The sequence below is a fragment of the Streptococcus sanguinis genome (genome assembly GCF_019928825.1).
Taxonomy (GTDB): domain Bacteria; phylum Bacillota; class Bacilli; order Lactobacillales; family Streptococcaceae; genus Streptococcus; species Streptococcus sanguinis_L.
Genome location: NZ_JAHZOP010000007.1, coordinates 69,102 through 84,609, shown reverse-complemented (window position 1 = coordinate 84,609; position 15,508 = coordinate 69,102). Strand labels below are relative to the sequence as shown.

Below are 15,508 nucleotides of genomic sequence, written 5' to 3'. Positions count from 1 at the left end.
CAGCCAACAGATCCTGTAGCTCCGACGCAGCCTATCACTCCAGCGCAGCCAACAGATCCTGTAGCTCCGACGCAGCCAACCACTCCAGCGCAACCGACAGATCCTGTAGCTCCGACGCAGCCAACCACTCCAGCGCAGCCGACAGATCCAAGTACTCCGCTTCAATTGATAAGACCAGCAGTCCCTGACACTTCCTTAGGAGAGAAAGAACAAGTAACTTCAAGACGTTCTGACCGTATATCGGAAAAAAATAATTCTAGTATTTCCTCTTCCAAAAAAGCTTTCGAAGGAACTCGTGAATCCCCATCACAGTCTACCACTCCAGATGTTAGAATGACAGAATCAGTAACTACTCAAACATTGAATAGATTACCAGAAACAGGAACAATCTCAAATCCTTTATTTGCTATTTGGGGATTAATTCTGGGAATCTTTTCAGTCTGTTTAAAAAATAGAAAAGTTTCTAAGTAATCAAGCAGCTTATTTTAGGCTGCTTTTGTTTTCTTATAGAAAGGAGGTTCTATGGAACAAGAACGAACGATTTATCAATTAAAAGATGTATCAAAGGTTACTGGTGAAACTTTGTTGAAAGCATTGGCCTACATCTTAGAAACTACAAATGACAAAATTAAGCATCGGATGGCTAACAAACATTTTGCTGGAGAAACTAAATGGAACAGTTTCATGACCACGGATAGTAAAAAGGAAGTTAAAACCTTTCTGAATAATGAGGTTAATCTTGAAAAGCTCAAGGACTACTTGAGAGAGTATAAAATCGGCTTTGCTTCACAGAAACTAAAGAATAACCGGGTGATGTTGGCCTTTGAGGTGAAAAATGAGGCACTGGTAAAAGAGGCTTATGAGAAATTTTTGACGGACTTGACGAACCCTAAAGAGAGTACCAAGCTTAATCAAGAGCTACTGAAACGGCCCGAAAATATGAGCTTTGAAGAAAAACTGGAGCATTTACAAAAGCTGCAGGATGCGAAAATCAAAGCTGCGGCAGAGAAAGCTCTAAAAGTAGAGAAGTTTATTCCAAGTAAGGAGGTTGTAAAATGAATACAACAGAACGGAAGCCGCTGCCCTATCTCATTGCTGCAGCTGTTCTATTTTATGCTCTCCATTGGTTAGCAAAGCTCTTTGAATTGGCGCCAGATACAGCAGTTAACGATGAATTCGGTCTAGCTAAATTTGATTGGATGGCGGAACATTGGTCAGATAAATCTTTAATCGATATTCAGTTTACGTCTCTATCTTTGACTGCTGGGTTTATTGGAGTTCTGGCCGCCTTTTTCTTCTTTACTCGCAAACAGGATAAGGGAGTTTACCGAACTGGAGAAGAACACGGAACAGCTCGTTTTGCAACCGTAGAGGAGCTGGCTAGCTTTCAGGATCAGGATCCAGAGAAAAACATGATTTTTACACAGCGAGCTCAGATGGGCCTCTTTAATCAACGTTTGCCCTACAACAAGCATATCAATAAGAATGCCCTAGTTATCGGGGGAACTGGTGACTGGAAAACTCGCTCTTTTGGTAAACCCAATATGATGCAGCTTAATTCTAGTTATGTGTTTACAGACACAAAAGGAATGGTCATTCATGAAGTCGGCACGATCTTGAAAGAGGGAGATTATAATATTAAGGTATTTGACTTGATTAAGCTTTCTAATACAGATGGCTTCAATGTGTTTCGTTATATGAACAAAGAAACGGACATCGATAAGGTGTCAGAAGCGATTATCAATGCGACAAAGCGTTCTGATCATCAAGGTGAAGATTTCTGGGCCCAGGCAGAGGCCTTTTTGACCAGAGCTTTGATTGGGTATCTGTACTTTGATGGAAAAGTTCTAGGCAAGTATGAGCCAAACCTGGCTCAAGTAGCTGATTTGTTACGCTTCCTGAAGCGGACTGATCCAGAGATTGAAAGTCCGGTTGAGGAAATGTTTAAGCAGCTAGAAGAGGAGCTTCCAGGTAACTATGCTAATAAGCAGTTCCAGCTCTTTATGAAGAACTTTGGCGGTCAGACTTTGATGTCTGTCCTGGCTATTATTTCCAGCCGATTTTCCGTTTTTGACCATGACGATGTGAGAAAGATTGTTCAGCGGGATACCATGGAGATTGAAAAGTGGCAGCTGGAGAAAACAGCGGTCTTTATTCACATTCCTGAGACGGACAAGTCCTATCAATTCTTATCCTCACTATTGTTTACAACAATCTTTGATACCTCTATTCGTGTAGTTGATTCAATTCTAAAAGGAGAGCATGAAACGGCTAAAAAAGATAATTTGGTACACCTGCAGGTCTACGGAGACGAAGCTGCTCAAATTGGTAAAATTCCGCTGCTTCCTCAAGTGATCTCTGTTATCCGTACTCGTGAAATTTCCATAAAGTTGATGTTTCAATCGCATAGTCAGCTAGAGGAGCTTTACGGTGAAAAAAACACAAAGACAATTATTAATAACTGCGGAGCAATTCTCTACTTGGGATCTAATGATCCAGACACGCTTAAGAATATGTCGGATCGAACAGGTGCGCAGACAATTCAACAAACGAAAGTTTCTAAAAGTTACGGACAGCATGGCTCTTCTAGTGAGTCTACGGACAGTCTCAAGCGGGAATTGCTTGATTATCATGAAGTTGCAACCATTGCCTTGGATGAAGCCCTGCTTTTCCTGAACCGGCAGAATGTTTTCAAGGATAAGAAATACCGATTAGAAGAGCATCCACGTTATGGAAGACATGCAGACAGTCCGACAGATCCTAACTGGTATCGCTACAAGCGTTACATGTCAGATATTGAGGAATGGCTGGAGAATGTAGATCAGAGCAACCAGGTTGAAATCAGCCTGGAGGAATTAGAAGAAATCGCTCTACCTTGGGACTTGAGTGCTTAGAAAGGAAATGATATGTACGATTTTATGTTTAAGAGTAATAAAGACCCTCAAAAACCAACTTATGGAGTTGGTTTTTTTGAGGGCATCGAGGAGCAAATACCTGGAGGTGTATTATTGAGAGCTGCGGTAGCTGCTACAAAAGAAGGATCTGCAGATCAATCTCAGGAGGAGCTTTTGCTGCAGGTGCTTGTGAAAGCTATTCAGGAATTGACTTACCAAGAATTCCAAGAGCTGCAGCCTTATCTATTTTGTTATGATGCAGAACAAACAGCAAAAGTCCCAATAGTTCGGCCGTTGGAAGCAACCCAAGAAGAATTTGAATTAATCCGAGCTACTCCAGAAGATTTCTTCCTAAAGTTGCCTAACCGTGCAGAATAGAAAGGAGGCTGCTTATGGCACGAGTAGAAGAATTGAAAAAACTATCTATCTTAGATGTAGCTGAGGCTTTAGGGATGGAGCTGAAGCGCCAGGGAACGGACAGATATGTCTGGGTAGAACATGAAAGTTTTGTAATCAGCCCACGTCGCAATATCTTTTCATGGTTTTCTCGTGATGTGAAAGGAGATGTAATTAAGCTTGTCCAGACCATTCGGGAAGAGCAGACAGGAACTCGACCATCCTTCAAAACGGCCAAGCACTTCCTGGAGGTAGGAGAGTTCCCAGAAGTGGATATGACCGCTGCACCAGAGCCTAAACTGGCCTTTGAATACAGACATGAACGCTATGAGCATACCAACCCCAGCTGGACCAAAGACTATCTGAGAAGGGAGCGGAAACTATCTGAGGATACAATTACTTTTTTCTTCCAGCAAGGGAATATAGCTGAAATATCTCATAAAATGAACGATTACTCTGAGCCAGCTATTGTTTTTAAATTTAAAAACAGCCAGGGAAAGGTGATGGGAGCCAGCCTGCAGGGAATTGTCGAAAATCGGGAGAAATATCCTGATAGGGGGTATCTAAAGCGGATATTGAAAAATTCTGATGGCCTTACTGGTTTTTACGCAGACGTTGGCCGACCTAAACGACTTATATTTGCAGAGTCTCCCATCGATGTTATGAGCTATTATCAGCTCCATCCTCAGCTTCAAGACGTCCGTTTAGTGGCTATGGATGGACTCAAGGAAGGTCTTATGAGTTTTCGCTTTGCAGAGCTAGTCAGTGAGCTGCAGGGCAAGACTTATGAGCCAGGGGAGCGAACAGCTAGAGTACTTGAAGCTACAGCTAAAACTTCCACGTTCTTTCAGAGCAATGAGGATTTTATCACTTTGGCTGTAGATAATGACTCTGCAGGGTGGAATTTTATCAGCAAGCTGCAGGAAAAGGGAATCCCTTTTAAGCTAGATATTCCGCCTATTGCTGAAAAAGGAGTTGAAAAAGCTGATTGGAACAGCTTTTTGAAAGAACCACTCCAGGGGCAAGAAGAGCTAGTTCATATCTACAGCTACGATAAAAAGAAAAAAGCTGCAGCCTATCAAGGTTACTTTTCAAAAGAGTTGGCTGCAGCAAAAGTCGCCCAGTTGACTGTAGGTGATGTGGTCGCTTTCAGTACCTCTGAAACGCTCTCTCGGGACGAGATAGATGGATTGGCGGCCAATCAATCAAAGACATACCAACAGCTATCAGAAGCCAAAGAGGGGCTTAGAGAGGAAGTTCCGCAGACACTGAACATCTGGGCTGGAAAGAATGAAAATACATTACTATCTAATCTAGCACCTTCCCTACTAGTCATTGATGGTTTCAGTTATGAGAGTGTCGAACATGCTTATCAGACTCTGAAATCAGGAAAGATTAATGCAAAAGCTTATTCGTGGGCTGAAAAAAATAGAGCAGCCTTTAAGGCAGGTCAAAAAGTCCAATCAGATCGAGTTTTAGGGCTTGCTGATACCAGTAAGAATATTTTGTTAATGGAGAAACTTTTAAAAGAACGTTATCAGCAAGATACGTCCTTTCGTCAAGCGTTGGATGCAACAAGAGGAAAAGTTTTAACCCATGAACAAGATCAAGGAGTATGGAGAATAGAATTTCCAAGAATTTTAATGAAGATAAGGGATAGAGAACATTCCATTAAGGAGAATCAAATGGCAGAAAATAATATTGATGTTATCCAGAAGCAAGCGACTGAACAAGAAATGCTTTTGCAGGCCGCCCGTCAAGAAGAATTTTTACATTCGTTAGATAAAGATAAATTCCTAAAAAGTTTGGAACTTATCCAAAAATACAGCGTCTCAGAAGTACTTAGCAGACCACCTATCTATCAAGGAGACGACCAGCGTTTAGAAGCTTTACAAATTGATCTTGAGGGATTTGATTATAAGCCATTGGATGACTTCGTCATACAATATATTGATCCAGATTATGAAGAATTAACTATTTTTTCAGGTGCTTGGAATGACTTTTTTAAAAATGGTGCGGGAAAAGACTTAACAGTAGATTCTTTTATCACTTTAGCTAAGAATAATGGATTAGTAGATGAAGTTCCAGTTGTTGAACCTTGGCAGGCTATTACTGTTTTAGAACCAATCAAAACATATTCTGTGAAAAATGGAGAATTACAAGAGGATTTTGATAGCGTTTCGGGCTTGTTGGAGTTTGTGAAACAGAATCTTTCAGAGACTGAACGTCATATTTTAGAGCAAGAACTTGCTGAAGATGATAGAGGGACCCCAACTGATATATTGATGACAATAGACAGTGCTTTAGTCGGAGATTTTGATGTATATGTAAACGGTCAAAGTATTATCAGTGTTTATCCTAATAATATTGACGAACAAGCAACTGAGTTGAAAGTACGAACTTCTGAGGAGGTTGTCCATCGGGATATGATGCAACAGATTCAGCAGGATGAAGAAAACTATCTGAATGCTATTGACAAAGAAAATTTCACTGGAATTGTAAAACTTGTTCAAGAATATGACTCTGAGATTGTCTTCTTGCTTTCTGAATCAGACCAAGAAGTGAAGCAACGGCTATTGCAAGAAAATCTGGATATTGAGCCTGTGCGTGAGTTTGCAGAACGTTATTTAGGAATACAAAATGACGGTCTCAGACATGAAAAGTTAACTAGCCTAACTGCTGATATATTGATAGCGAAAGCAGTTGAAAAAGGAGTACTGGACAAAGAAAATTTTCCAAAAGTATTTCGAGTGGCAGAACAGAAGAAGCCCACTATTGACCAATTAATTCAAGACAGAGATTTGAAAGGTTTATCTGCTCACATGAAGGAAGGAGTCAAGAATTATTTCAATTCTGACACCTATAAGGCTTTCCTGAATACGATGAGCAAGCTGAATAACTACTCACTCAATAACCTGTTTCTAATCGTGGCACAGAACCCGAAAGCTTCCGCTGTGGCTTCCTTTAAAGCATGGAAATCATTTGACCGTCATGTCAAGAAAGGAGAGAAGGCCCTCAAGATTTGGGCACCCTATCAAGTAACCCGTAAGGATGAAAAGGGGAAACCGGTCTTGAATAAGAAGGGGCAGGAAGTCAAAGATACCCGCTTCCGTTTGGTACCAGTATTTGATGTCAGCCAAACGGAAGGTAAGGAGTTACCTCAACCGGTTTATGAGCTGGAGGGAACCCACCAAGATTATGCCAACCTCTACCGAGCGGCTAAAGAAACGGCTGCAGCCAAGGGGATTGCTTTTGAAATCTCCAAGAAACCAATGGAGGCCCACGGCTTTTATTCGCCAACAGATAGCAAGATTGTTATTCGGGCTGGCATGAGTGAACGTGAGACACTGAGTACCATCTTTCATGAGATGGCTCACGCTGATCTCCACAACCCAAAGAGCCTCGAAGGTAAGCATCTGACCCGGACGACGAAAGAGTTACAGGCTGAGAGTGTGGCCTATGTCGTGGCCAATCATTACGGCCTAGACACCAGCTCTTACAGCTTTGGTTATCTGGCCGGCTGGAGCAAGGAGCCGGACAGCTTGGCTGATCTGGAGGCTCAGCTTTCCATCGTCCAGCAGGAAGCAAAGGACCTGATTCAGCGGCTGGACACAGCATTTGAGAAGTATCAATCAAAGGAAGTTTCAAAGGATCCGCTCTCTCAAAAGTTGGAACATTTCAACGAAAAATGCCAGCAGAAGATGGCTGAAAAGGCGGCATCAGAACCCGAAAAAAAATCTCATCCCCAGAAAGGGGACGAGGAGAAGGACAACCAAGCGAGCAAGTAAAAGAACTGCTCAGCTCACTTAATCGTAAACGAAAGGATAACCAAGATGAAAGAAATAGTTGATGAAACTTTAACCACATATTTTACAACATTCGCACCAGATGGTGTGCTGAAAGCAGATGAAGAGTTTTTCAAACTCTCCCGAAAGGCAGCTATACATGAACTCCAAAAGGACCTGAAAGAACAGGAAGAATTGGAGCTGGATTTGGCGGAGGATACCGCTGAAACAATCAGCTATCTTCAGTCAATCAATGATGCAGAGTATGAGCAGCTGAAGAATGACTACCGCTAGGTAGGTATTCAAAATAGGCGAGGCCATTTGAAAAATGGTCCGCTTGTTAAGGTGCGCAGCACCTCACCAGGGGCTTGGGGATTTCCCCAAAGTTTTGAAAGATAGGTTCTCTTATTTGGGCAGGGAAAGCCCAAAGAGAAGAGAGCCTATTCTTTTAAATTTCGCATTTGTATATACAAATGCTATGCTTGCCAGAGCAAAGTATATCAAGATGGCAGGTTGCAATCAAGCAGAGAGGAACAAAATTAGGTATGAAAGAACAAGGACACAGAGAACGACCAATACAAAAGCTATTTTGGATAAACGAAAGCGAAAATCAGGCCATCCGTCGTAAAATGGGGGAAGCTGGTATCCGGAACTTTTCGACCTTTGCCCGCTACATGTTGCTTACTGGTCGAGTGCAAGTTATCAACTTTGAAGAGCTGTCTAAACTGCGTCAGGAAATCAATCGAGTCGGGGTCAATATCAACCAAATTGCTCGGCAGGTGAACACGAACGAAGAAGCCAGCAGAGAGGAATTGGTTGCTGTTTTGGAGAAGCTGCAGGAGATTGAGGAGCTGATTGAGGGGAAGATTGAAGAAGCAGAGAAAGGAGAATAGATGGTTGTTACAAAAGCTATTCAGATCAAAAACACTGGTAACTTAAAGAGGGCTGTTAAATATATTTTGGATGAAGCTAAGACAGTAGAACTGGTCACTAACAGCAACCAATCTTTTCCAGTTATTCTCAAAGATGGGAAATTGCAGACGCAGTTAGTCTCTGGTCATTTGATTGGACAAGAGAGGAAAGCTGCAGAGGAATTCATCCTGACAAAGAAGTTAGCTGACACTCGCTTTGGGCGAAAAGAAACCTCTGATTTGGTGACAGAAAAAGGAGTGCTAGCTCATCATCTGATCCAATCTTTTGATCCGTCGGACAATCTAACAGCAGAGGAAATTCACGAGATAGGGCGCAAGACTGTTTTGGAATTGACAAAGGGAAAACATGAATTTGTCATCGCAACACATGTAGATAAAAACCATATTCATAATCACATTATTTTCAATACAACGGATACCAGCAGCTTGAAAAAGTTCCGTTGGCAAAAGGGAACTAAGCGGAGCCTGGAGAAAATCTCGGACCGCTATGCGGAATTGGCTGGAGCTAAAATTATTGATCGTAGCGCTCCAAGATTTTCTCATACGAAGTATGCGGCCTATCAGAAAAAGAATGTATTTAAACTTGAGATTAAGTCCCGTTTGAATTTCTTGATTAAGCACTCAACATCCCTTGAGGACTTTTTGAAAAAGGCAGAGGCGCTGAATTTAGCGGTCAATTTCTCTGGCAAGCATGCCACTTATCGGTTGCTGGACAGTGAGCAGCAACGCAATACTCGTGACAGTACGTTATCTAAAAAAGGTGCTTACACTTTGGCCACGATTGAGAAGCGAGTCAGTCAAAACAAGGCGACCTACTCCCTAGAGGACATTAAGCCAGAGTATGACAAACTGCAGCAAGAAAAAGCAGAAGATTTTGAACAACGTCTCATGATTGAACCTTGGCAAGTTAAAGAGGTTACAGCTGACGGCATCTACCTTGAGATAGACTTTGGGATCCGTAATCATGGTTTGATTAAGGTCCCACATCGGCAAGTAGATCAGCTTGAAGATGGACGTTTTGAACTCTTTGTCCGAAGAAATGATTTCTTTTATTTTCTTAATCCAGATCACTCAGAGAATAACCGTTACATCAAAGGAAATACCCTTATGAAGCAGATGGCTTATAATAATGGCGAGGTTGTTCTGACTAAAAACCGAAACATCTTTAATCTAGATCAGTTGATTAAAGAGTTTGAGTTCCTGGCTGCTCATGACGTGACCAGTGGCCAACAATTTGAAGAACTCGAGGAACGCTTTATTGAGCAGCTGGACCAAACAGAGGAGACTCTGCAGCAGATTGACCAACGACTGATTAAACTCAACAAAGCTGCAGCTGCTTTGTCTGATCTGCATTCTGACAATCCAGAATACCAGGCGCTAGGTCAGGAAATTCTAGAAAGCTTGGGCTTCCCTTTGACCATTCGAGCGGAGGAACTGGAGAAAGAGATTACTGAAATCAGTGTTGAGCAAGCAGGTCTGCAGCAGAAATATGATGGCATTGTTGGTAGCTTTGAAGAGTACCAATCTGTTAAGGATAATAACCAGGTTCGGAGAGAGAAAGAGCAGGAAAGCTCATTATAAACATAAACATAATTATAAATATGTTGGACGTGTAAATCAGGAATAAACAAGTAAATACAACAGGCCAATTAGGTATGCCCTATTGGCCTTGCACGTGCAACTTGATTTTACTGGTCAAAAGACACGGCCAATAGAGTTCGGCAATAAGGAGGTAAAGAAAATGGCCAAAATAGGTTATGCCAGGATCAGCTCTGCTGATCAAAATCTATCTCGGCAGCTGGAGCAACTACAGGATTGTGAGAAGATTTTTCGAGAGGCAGCCAGCGGAGCCAGTAAGGAACGTCCACAGCTGCAGGCTCTCCTGGAGTATATACGTGAGGGTGATATTGTGGTCGTCAGTGAACTGGAGAGGCTAGGACGAAACAACAAGGAACTGACAGAAGTTATGAACGACATCCAAGCTAAGGGAGCTACTCTGGAGGTTTTAAATCTGCCAACCTTGCGAGGAATTGAGGACGAGAACCTCAGACGGCTTCTGAATAGTCTAATTTTAGAAATATATAAGTATCAAGCGCAGGCTGAACGAGAGCGCATCAAGGAGCGCCAACGTCAGGGGATTGTTCTTGCCAAGGCTCAGGGTAAGTACCAGGGCAGGAAGGCTCTCTATACAGAAAACGACGAACGATTGCAGCATGCCTTTAGTTTATATAATCAAGGCTATACTGATAAAGATGTGAGCAAGCTTACAGGAATACCTGAAAGAAGCTTTAGACGATATAGAAATAAATATAATATTTCAAGGTCTATAGACTAGATTATATACAATATATATAATCGGATAAATCAGATATTTCAATGTTAAATGCTCTATATCTGTGATATAATGCTTATATAAAATAAATTCAATAACTATATAAGGAAAGATAGAACAATGAGACAAGTCAATATTAAAATAGAAGAGGAACTGCTAGATAGAATTGATACATTAGCTAATAAATCAGGTAAAAATAGAAGTCAGTATATGATAGATAAAGCACTAGAAGAAGATATAGTTCAAGATATACCTGATATAGAGAATAATATAGAAAGCGAATCTACTATCAAAATACTGACTGATCAGGTTGACTATCTTAAAGAACAGCTAAAAATCAAAGATGAGCAGTTGGAAAGAAGCGATATATTATTAAAAGAGTCACTTGACTTAAAAAACAATTTGCTGCTAACCCATAAGCAGCACTGGTGGCAACGAATTTTTCGTTCTAAATCGTAATTGTCATATATCCGATTTTATATAGCATTTCTAGCTAAATTATATATAAAGATATACAAGATATATCCAAAAAAATTCGTTTTAAAACGTATATACTTTGATGTTTTATGATATATAAGAGACCTGGATGCTACACAATTGAATAAAATTGCTTAAATTTATGCTATACTACTAAAGGGTAGTAAGCCCTAACACTCATCTACTCAGTTCCCTATTTGGGAACTTTTTTTATTTTTTGATCTATTTTTACGAATAGTAAAAATAGAGGAGGACAAAATCATGAAAATTCAAGATGTATGGGTTGAGGAAATTATAAATAACAAGTGCTATGTAGAGTACTGGACGATTATTACTGTAAAGTATCGTAGAAAGAGTTATGAGCTAAAACACCTTATCCTTGCGGACTACTATTTAACACATGAGGAACTTGTAAAAGTTATTCAGAAGGAGCGAAAAGAGGAACTGTTAGCCCATGTAAACTATGTCCGTAGATTATCCAGAGAAGAAAATAAGAAATATAAAAATAGGCAAATCATTCCTGGTATAAAAAAATTATGGTATAATTTATCACCGTAAAGACTACAGCTTTTACATTGTCTATTTTAAAAATATTTGATAGTCGCTAACCATATCTAGCGACTTTTCTTGTAAATACGGAGGGAAAGTATGAACATGGAAGTGCTTGACGAAAGAGAGTTTTATTCTTACCTGCAGCAAAAGAACCAAGAGATATTTTTAAAATGGATTGATTGTTATGAGCGGTATATTGCCCCTATCATGAGGACAAAAGGCTATAAGAGAATTAACGAGGCTGAAAGGACTGTTGTCTTTTCGTTCGGTGAAATTCGCTTTTCAAGGAGTCGCTGGAAGAAAGGTGAGGAGACTAGAATCCCTGTTGATGAAAAATTGGGATTGATTCCTTATGTTCGATATTCTCAAGAAGTTCTCTACCAGCTGACAGACTTGTCTAGAAAGCTCCCATATCGGAAAGTGGTAGAAGTTGTCGAGCTGCTAAATCAAGTCTATGTTACCAAAGATAGTGTTCAAAAGGCTGTCAATATAGCTGGAGATCTCCTAGAAGAAAAAGAGGAGTATCGTTTTCTTTCTTTTCCGGAAAAAAGGGGGAAAATTAAGACAGACACTCTTTATATTGAGGGGGATGGACTATGGGTCAAGCAATCTCAAGCAGGGCAGGAAGGTAAGTCTACTGAGTTAGCTCATTTTGTGGCTCATACTGGCAGTGTTGCTGTAACTGGTAAGCGCCGTAAGCTAGAAAACAAGGTAGAGATTGTTTCAAATTCTTATAAAAAAGCCAAGGAGCAACTCCTTGACACATTATACAATCAATTTGAAATTACTTCGGACACGGTTATTGTAACGAATTCAGACGGAGGCCACGGATATTCTCCAGAGGTTTTCAAAGATTTAGCCTCAGCTTTTCGTCCAAAAATTCACTATCATTTTTGGGATGCTTTCCATGTAAATGAACTTATCAAAAAAACCTTTCGACCATTTCCAGCAGCTTTGACTGATCTGGCTTTTGATGCTGTAGCAAAGCATGATAAGAAAAAAATGATTTTGGCACTAGATACCGCAGAGTCTTTGATTGAGGATCCAGAGAAATTGGATGCTTTTCATAGAGTAAAAAATCAATTTCTTAACAATTTTAAATACACTGTTTCTCCCAAAAATAAAGGCATGGTTGATTTTGGAATCGGAATTATGGAGTCGCAGCATCGAAAAATCAGTTACAGGATGAAAAATCAGGGGATGTACTGGTCTGTTCGTGGAGCAGAAAAAATGAGTCAGATAATTATTTTAGGTCAGGAAGGTCGTCTTAGAGATCTCTTTTTTGGTGGCTGGCGGACAGAATATGAAAAAATAAAATCGTTAGATAATGTCTCAGCAAGTCGGTATTTGAGTTCCTCAAAAAAACAATACAATCTTAAAAATCATAAGCCTATTCCTAGAAAAGCTAAAAAGAGTGAGGGACTGTCTTTATTTTAAACTTAGAGAGAAAAAATAGCGTCATTATCGCATTTTTCGGCAGTGATTTGCGATTTTTTATTGACACTTAAAAACAATTGTAGTATAATTATAGCAACGAAACAAAAAAAGAGGCAGGTGCGTCAACACCTAACCTCCACCGAGTAAACAAATACCTCTTGTGTTACTCAGTCTTTAATCTAGTTTACAGCATAAAGTAGAGAATGTCAAGGCTGAAGAGCAAGTGTAATTGTTTGTATCTCATTTCCTTGAATTTCTGCTATTTTTTTATCTTCTCAAAAATTCAGACACATACTTGTTTATTTATTTTATTGACATTTTCTATAAAAATAAGTACAATAGTTTTATTAGCAAATTATACTATATAGGAGGTATTGAAATGAAATTTTCTAATCGTTTACTGCTATTCCTTGCAGGAGTTGTTTTTGTCCTTTTAGGACTTTTCCTATTTACAAACCCAGTAGCTAATCTTGTTGCTTACAGCTGGTGGATTTCATTTGGTTTACTGGTTTCTTCTATAGCAGCTATTTTAGGCTATTTCTCTGCACCAAAAGAGCTTCGCTCACCTGTTTATCTTTTCCAAGGATTTGTTAGTCTTCTCTTAGCTCTTTACCTCGTTGCTTATGGCTTTGTGACCCTGCCGGTCGTCATTCCGACCATTGTAGGAATTTGGTTAATTGTAGAAGCCATTATTGCTTTCTTTAAAGGCAATCGTCTAGGATTGATTTTCCCTATTATTGGTAGCAATATCATGTGGGTAGCCTTGCTTGAATTTTTACTAGGTCTAGCGATTCTGTTCAATCCAGTGGCTACAGGTGTCTTTGTCGTTTATGTCATTGCCTTTTCATTTTTAGTTACTGGCTTCACCTACATTATTGAGGCCTTTCGTAAATAGTCTAGTTGCTATTTCTATCGCATTCAAAAAAGCTGGGAAATCATATTCTCAGCTTTTTCGTCTCTTTACCTAACAAGAGGCAACCAACTATACACAGAAGATGGAAAAGAGTTGTATATTGATCCAACTTCTCAGAAAAGAACACTTCATACCCAATATGAACCTGGTTTTATTGAAGCAAGAGATAAATCTCCACTAGAGCTCTTAATTGAAAATAAGGAGCTATTAGATTAAATAAAAAAAGCGAGGATATCCTCGCTTTTCTATTGTAAAATCTTATTCTTCATTATCAATCATCAAACACTCTGCCTGTGAGTTGGTACATGAGGTAAATGTGCTCCAAGGTTTTGACAATTCGCGTCACATGAAGTTATTTAAGCATCTCCTTTTCTCTCATTACCATTTTCTGTTATAATAAATTGTACTTCTAGAATAGAAAGGACTTAAGATGACAACTCTTATTAAGCATAAACGTGTAGAATTTTCAGAACTATTTTATGACCTAGTGTTTGTTTTTGCAATTTCAAAAGCAACTGCTTTAATTCACCCTCTTCATAGCGGTGTTGTGGCTTGGGATTCTTTACTTGATTTCTTCATCTCTGTCATGGTTATCATCAATTCCTGGATGATTCAAACCATTTATACCAATCGCTATGGAACAAACTCGTTATTTAACATGGTAATCATGTTTATCAACATGGGACTTATGCTCTTTATGTCCAATATGATTGGATACAATTGGCAACAATGGTTCTATTATACCTGTTGGGCTGTTGGTACATTGACCCTTACCTTATTTTTTCAATATTTGGTTGAATTTTTTAGAAAATCAACCGATAATACTGATCGGGAAAGTATCAAAGGTTTTCTATGGTTAACAGGTCTAGGAAGTTTAGGAGTCTATCTGGCAGCTCTTTTTCCTATTTACGTTGGAGTCTATATCTTTATTGCTAGTATTCTGCTAACATTTATTGTGCCAATTTTCTTGATTACTAAAGATGAGCATTTCCAGGTAAATCTTCCCCATTTAATCGAGCGCGTCTCCCTTCTTGTGATTATTACGTTTGGAGAGATGGTTGTTGGGCTAGCTAGCTTCTTTACAGTCGAGAATTTCTCGATTTATTCGGTTCTCAATTTCGTTATCATGCTTTCCCTGTTCTTGTTTTATTTTGGCGAATTTGACCATGCTATTGATGAAGGATCTAGTCAAAAGGGATTATTTGTAATTTATAGTCACTATCCTATTTTCATCGGGCTTATGTTGATGACAGTTTCGGTGGGTTATCTCCTGAATCCCGAGGCTAATCTTCTCGTTGCAATCAGCTTCTTTTATATCGGAATTGGCCTCTTCCAAGCTGCTGTCCTAGCAAATGGGCCCTATAACAAAAACTATCTTCGCTATCCGAGAAGTTACTACTGTGCTCAAGCGACACTCTATCTGGCTGCCTTGATTCTCTCTTTGCTTTTCGCTTCTAATCCTATAACAGTGTTGAGTATTGCAACCATTTTTACTCTAGCTATAGCCATTCATTTTATTTATTTTTATGTGACACAGAATAAAAAATATTCCAAATCTAACTGGGGGTTCTTTTAATGAGTTTATAGCATTAAAAAAGCTTTGGGAACCAAGGCTTTATATGATATCAATCACCGACCACGAAAATGTTTAGCTTACAGAACTGCTAGTGAAGCTCTAGAGGATGAGTTCGAGTAAATGTTGCACTTATTCTTGCAATTTATCATTTACTTGATGCACGAACTCGATATTTTTTTCGTTAATTTGTTTTTGCCCCACTTTTGCCCCATTT

General features: G+C 39.6%; 14 protein-coding genes. All 14 read left to right on the top strand.

Features of this window, described 5'->3' with window-relative positions; genetic code table 11:
• The coding region (locus tag K1J09_RS11760) for an LPXTG cell wall anchor domain-containing protein (RefSeq protein ID WP_223340969.1) at positions 1-471 on the top strand (471 nt) is incomplete at its 5' end.
• A 51-nt stretch (positions 472-522) separates the two neighbouring features.
• On the top strand, positions 523-1,059 hold the full coding sequence (locus K1J09_RS11755) for a hypothetical protein (RefSeq protein WP_223322884.1): 537 nt from the start codon (positions 523-525) through the stop codon (positions 1,057-1,059).
• Positions 1,056-2,894 carry a VirD4-like conjugal transfer protein, CD1115 family gene (locus tag K1J09_RS11750; RefSeq protein ID WP_223322882.1) on the top strand — a complete coding sequence of 613 codons (1,839 nt, stop codon included), beginning with the start codon at positions 1,056-1,058 and terminating at the stop codon, positions 2,892-2,894. Before K1J09_RS11755 ends, K1J09_RS11750 begins: the two co-directional genes overlap by 4 nt.
• Before the next feature lie 12 nt (positions 2,895-2,906).
• Positions 2,907-3,272, top strand: coding sequence for a hypothetical protein (locus tag K1J09_RS11745; RefSeq protein WP_223322880.1), 366 nt, complete (start codon positions 2,907-2,909; stop codon positions 3,270-3,272).
• Between the two features lie 14 nt (positions 3,273-3,286).
• Positions 3,287-7,078, top strand: a complete 3,792-nt coding sequence (locus K1J09_RS11740) for an ArdC-like ssDNA-binding domain-containing protein (RefSeq protein ID WP_223322878.1) — start codon at positions 3,287-3,289, stop codon at positions 7,076-7,078.
• A 45-nt stretch (positions 7,079-7,123) separates the two neighbouring features.
• Positions 7,124-7,369: a hypothetical protein gene (locus K1J09_RS11735; protein ID WP_125348549.1), complete on the top strand. Its 246-nt coding sequence runs from the start codon at positions 7,124-7,126 to the stop codon at positions 7,367-7,369.
• 251 nt (positions 7,370-7,620) lie between these two features.
• Positions 7,621-7,968 (top strand): plasmid mobilization protein, encoded by a 348-nt coding sequence (locus K1J09_RS11730; RefSeq protein WP_002926311.1) that lies wholly within the window; start codon positions 7,621-7,623, stop codon positions 7,966-7,968.
• Positions 7,969-9,588, top strand: coding sequence for a helical hairpin domain-containing protein (locus K1J09_RS11725; RefSeq protein ID WP_223322876.1), 1,620 nt, complete (start codon positions 7,969-7,971; stop codon positions 9,586-9,588).
• A 160-nt stretch (positions 9,589-9,748) separates the two neighbouring features.
• Entirely contained in the window at positions 9,749-10,342 is a 594-nt protein-coding gene (locus K1J09_RS11720; protein WP_125348551.1) for a recombinase family protein, read from the top strand.
• Between the two features lie 117 nt (positions 10,343-10,459).
• Complete coding sequence (locus tag K1J09_RS11715; RefSeq protein WP_002926305.1) at positions 10,460-10,798, top strand: ribbon-helix-helix protein, CopG family; 339 nt, start codon at positions 10,460-10,462, stop codon at positions 10,796-10,798.
• Between the two features lie 279 nt (positions 10,799-11,077).
• Complete coding sequence (locus K1J09_RS11710; RefSeq protein ID WP_223322874.1) at positions 11,078-11,374, top strand: trans-aconitate methyltransferase; 297 nt, start codon at positions 11,078-11,080, stop codon at positions 11,372-11,374.
• Between the two features lie 90 nt (positions 11,375-11,464).
• Positions 11,465-12,805, top strand: coding sequence for an ISLre2 family transposase (locus K1J09_RS11705; protein WP_223322873.1), 1,341 nt, complete (start codon positions 11,465-11,467; stop codon positions 12,803-12,805).
• A 379-nt stretch (positions 12,806-13,184) separates the two neighbouring features.
• Positions 13,185-13,700, top strand: coding sequence for a DUF308 domain-containing protein (locus tag K1J09_RS11700; protein WP_223322872.1), 516 nt, complete (start codon positions 13,185-13,187; stop codon positions 13,698-13,700).
• 448 nt (positions 13,701-14,148) lie between these two features.
• Positions 14,149-15,294, top strand: coding sequence for a low temperature requirement protein A (locus tag K1J09_RS11695; protein WP_223322870.1), 1,146 nt, complete (start codon positions 14,149-14,151; stop codon positions 15,292-15,294).
• Positions 15,295-15,508 lie beyond the last annotated feature (214 nt).

What these genes read in the sequence shown, in the direction of transcription:
- K1J09_RS11755 (WP_223322884.1), top strand. Translation starts at nt 523, where the DNA reads ATGGAACAAGAACGAACGATTTATCAATTAAAAGATGTATCAAAGGTT.
- K1J09_RS11750 (WP_223322882.1), top strand. Translation starts at nt 1,056, where the DNA reads ATGAATACAACAGAACGGAAGCCGCTGCCCTATCTCATTGCTGCAGCT.
- K1J09_RS11745 (WP_223322880.1), top strand. Translation starts at nt 2,907, where the DNA reads ATGTACGATTTTATGTTTAAGAGTAATAAAGACCCTCAAAAACCAACT.
- K1J09_RS11740 (WP_223322878.1), top strand. Translation starts at nt 3,287, where the DNA reads ATGGCACGAGTAGAAGAATTGAAAAAACTATCTATCTTAGATGTAGCT.
- K1J09_RS11735 (WP_125348549.1), top strand. Translation starts at nt 7,124, where the DNA reads ATGAAAGAAATAGTTGATGAAACTTTAACCACATATTTTACAACATTC.
- K1J09_RS11730 (WP_002926311.1), top strand. Translation starts at nt 7,621, where the DNA reads ATGAAAGAACAAGGACACAGAGAACGACCAATACAAAAGCTATTTTGG.
- K1J09_RS11725 (WP_223322876.1), top strand. Translation starts at nt 7,969, where the DNA reads ATGGTTGTTACAAAAGCTATTCAGATCAAAAACACTGGTAACTTAAAG.
- K1J09_RS11720 (WP_125348551.1), top strand. Translation starts at nt 9,749, where the DNA reads ATGGCCAAAATAGGTTATGCCAGGATCAGCTCTGCTGATCAAAATCTA.
- K1J09_RS11715 (WP_002926305.1), top strand. Translation starts at nt 10,460, where the DNA reads ATGAGACAAGTCAATATTAAAATAGAAGAGGAACTGCTAGATAGAATT.
- K1J09_RS11710 (WP_223322874.1), top strand. Translation starts at nt 11,078, where the DNA reads ATGAAAATTCAAGATGTATGGGTTGAGGAAATTATAAATAACAAGTGC.
- K1J09_RS11705 (WP_223322873.1), top strand. Translation starts at nt 11,465, where the DNA reads ATGAACATGGAAGTGCTTGACGAAAGAGAGTTTTATTCTTACCTGCAG.
- K1J09_RS11700 (WP_223322872.1), top strand. Translation starts at nt 13,185, where the DNA reads ATGAAATTTTCTAATCGTTTACTGCTATTCCTTGCAGGAGTTGTTTTT.
- K1J09_RS11695 (WP_223322870.1), top strand. Translation starts at nt 14,149, where the DNA reads ATGACAACTCTTATTAAGCATAAACGTGTAGAATTTTCAGAACTATTT.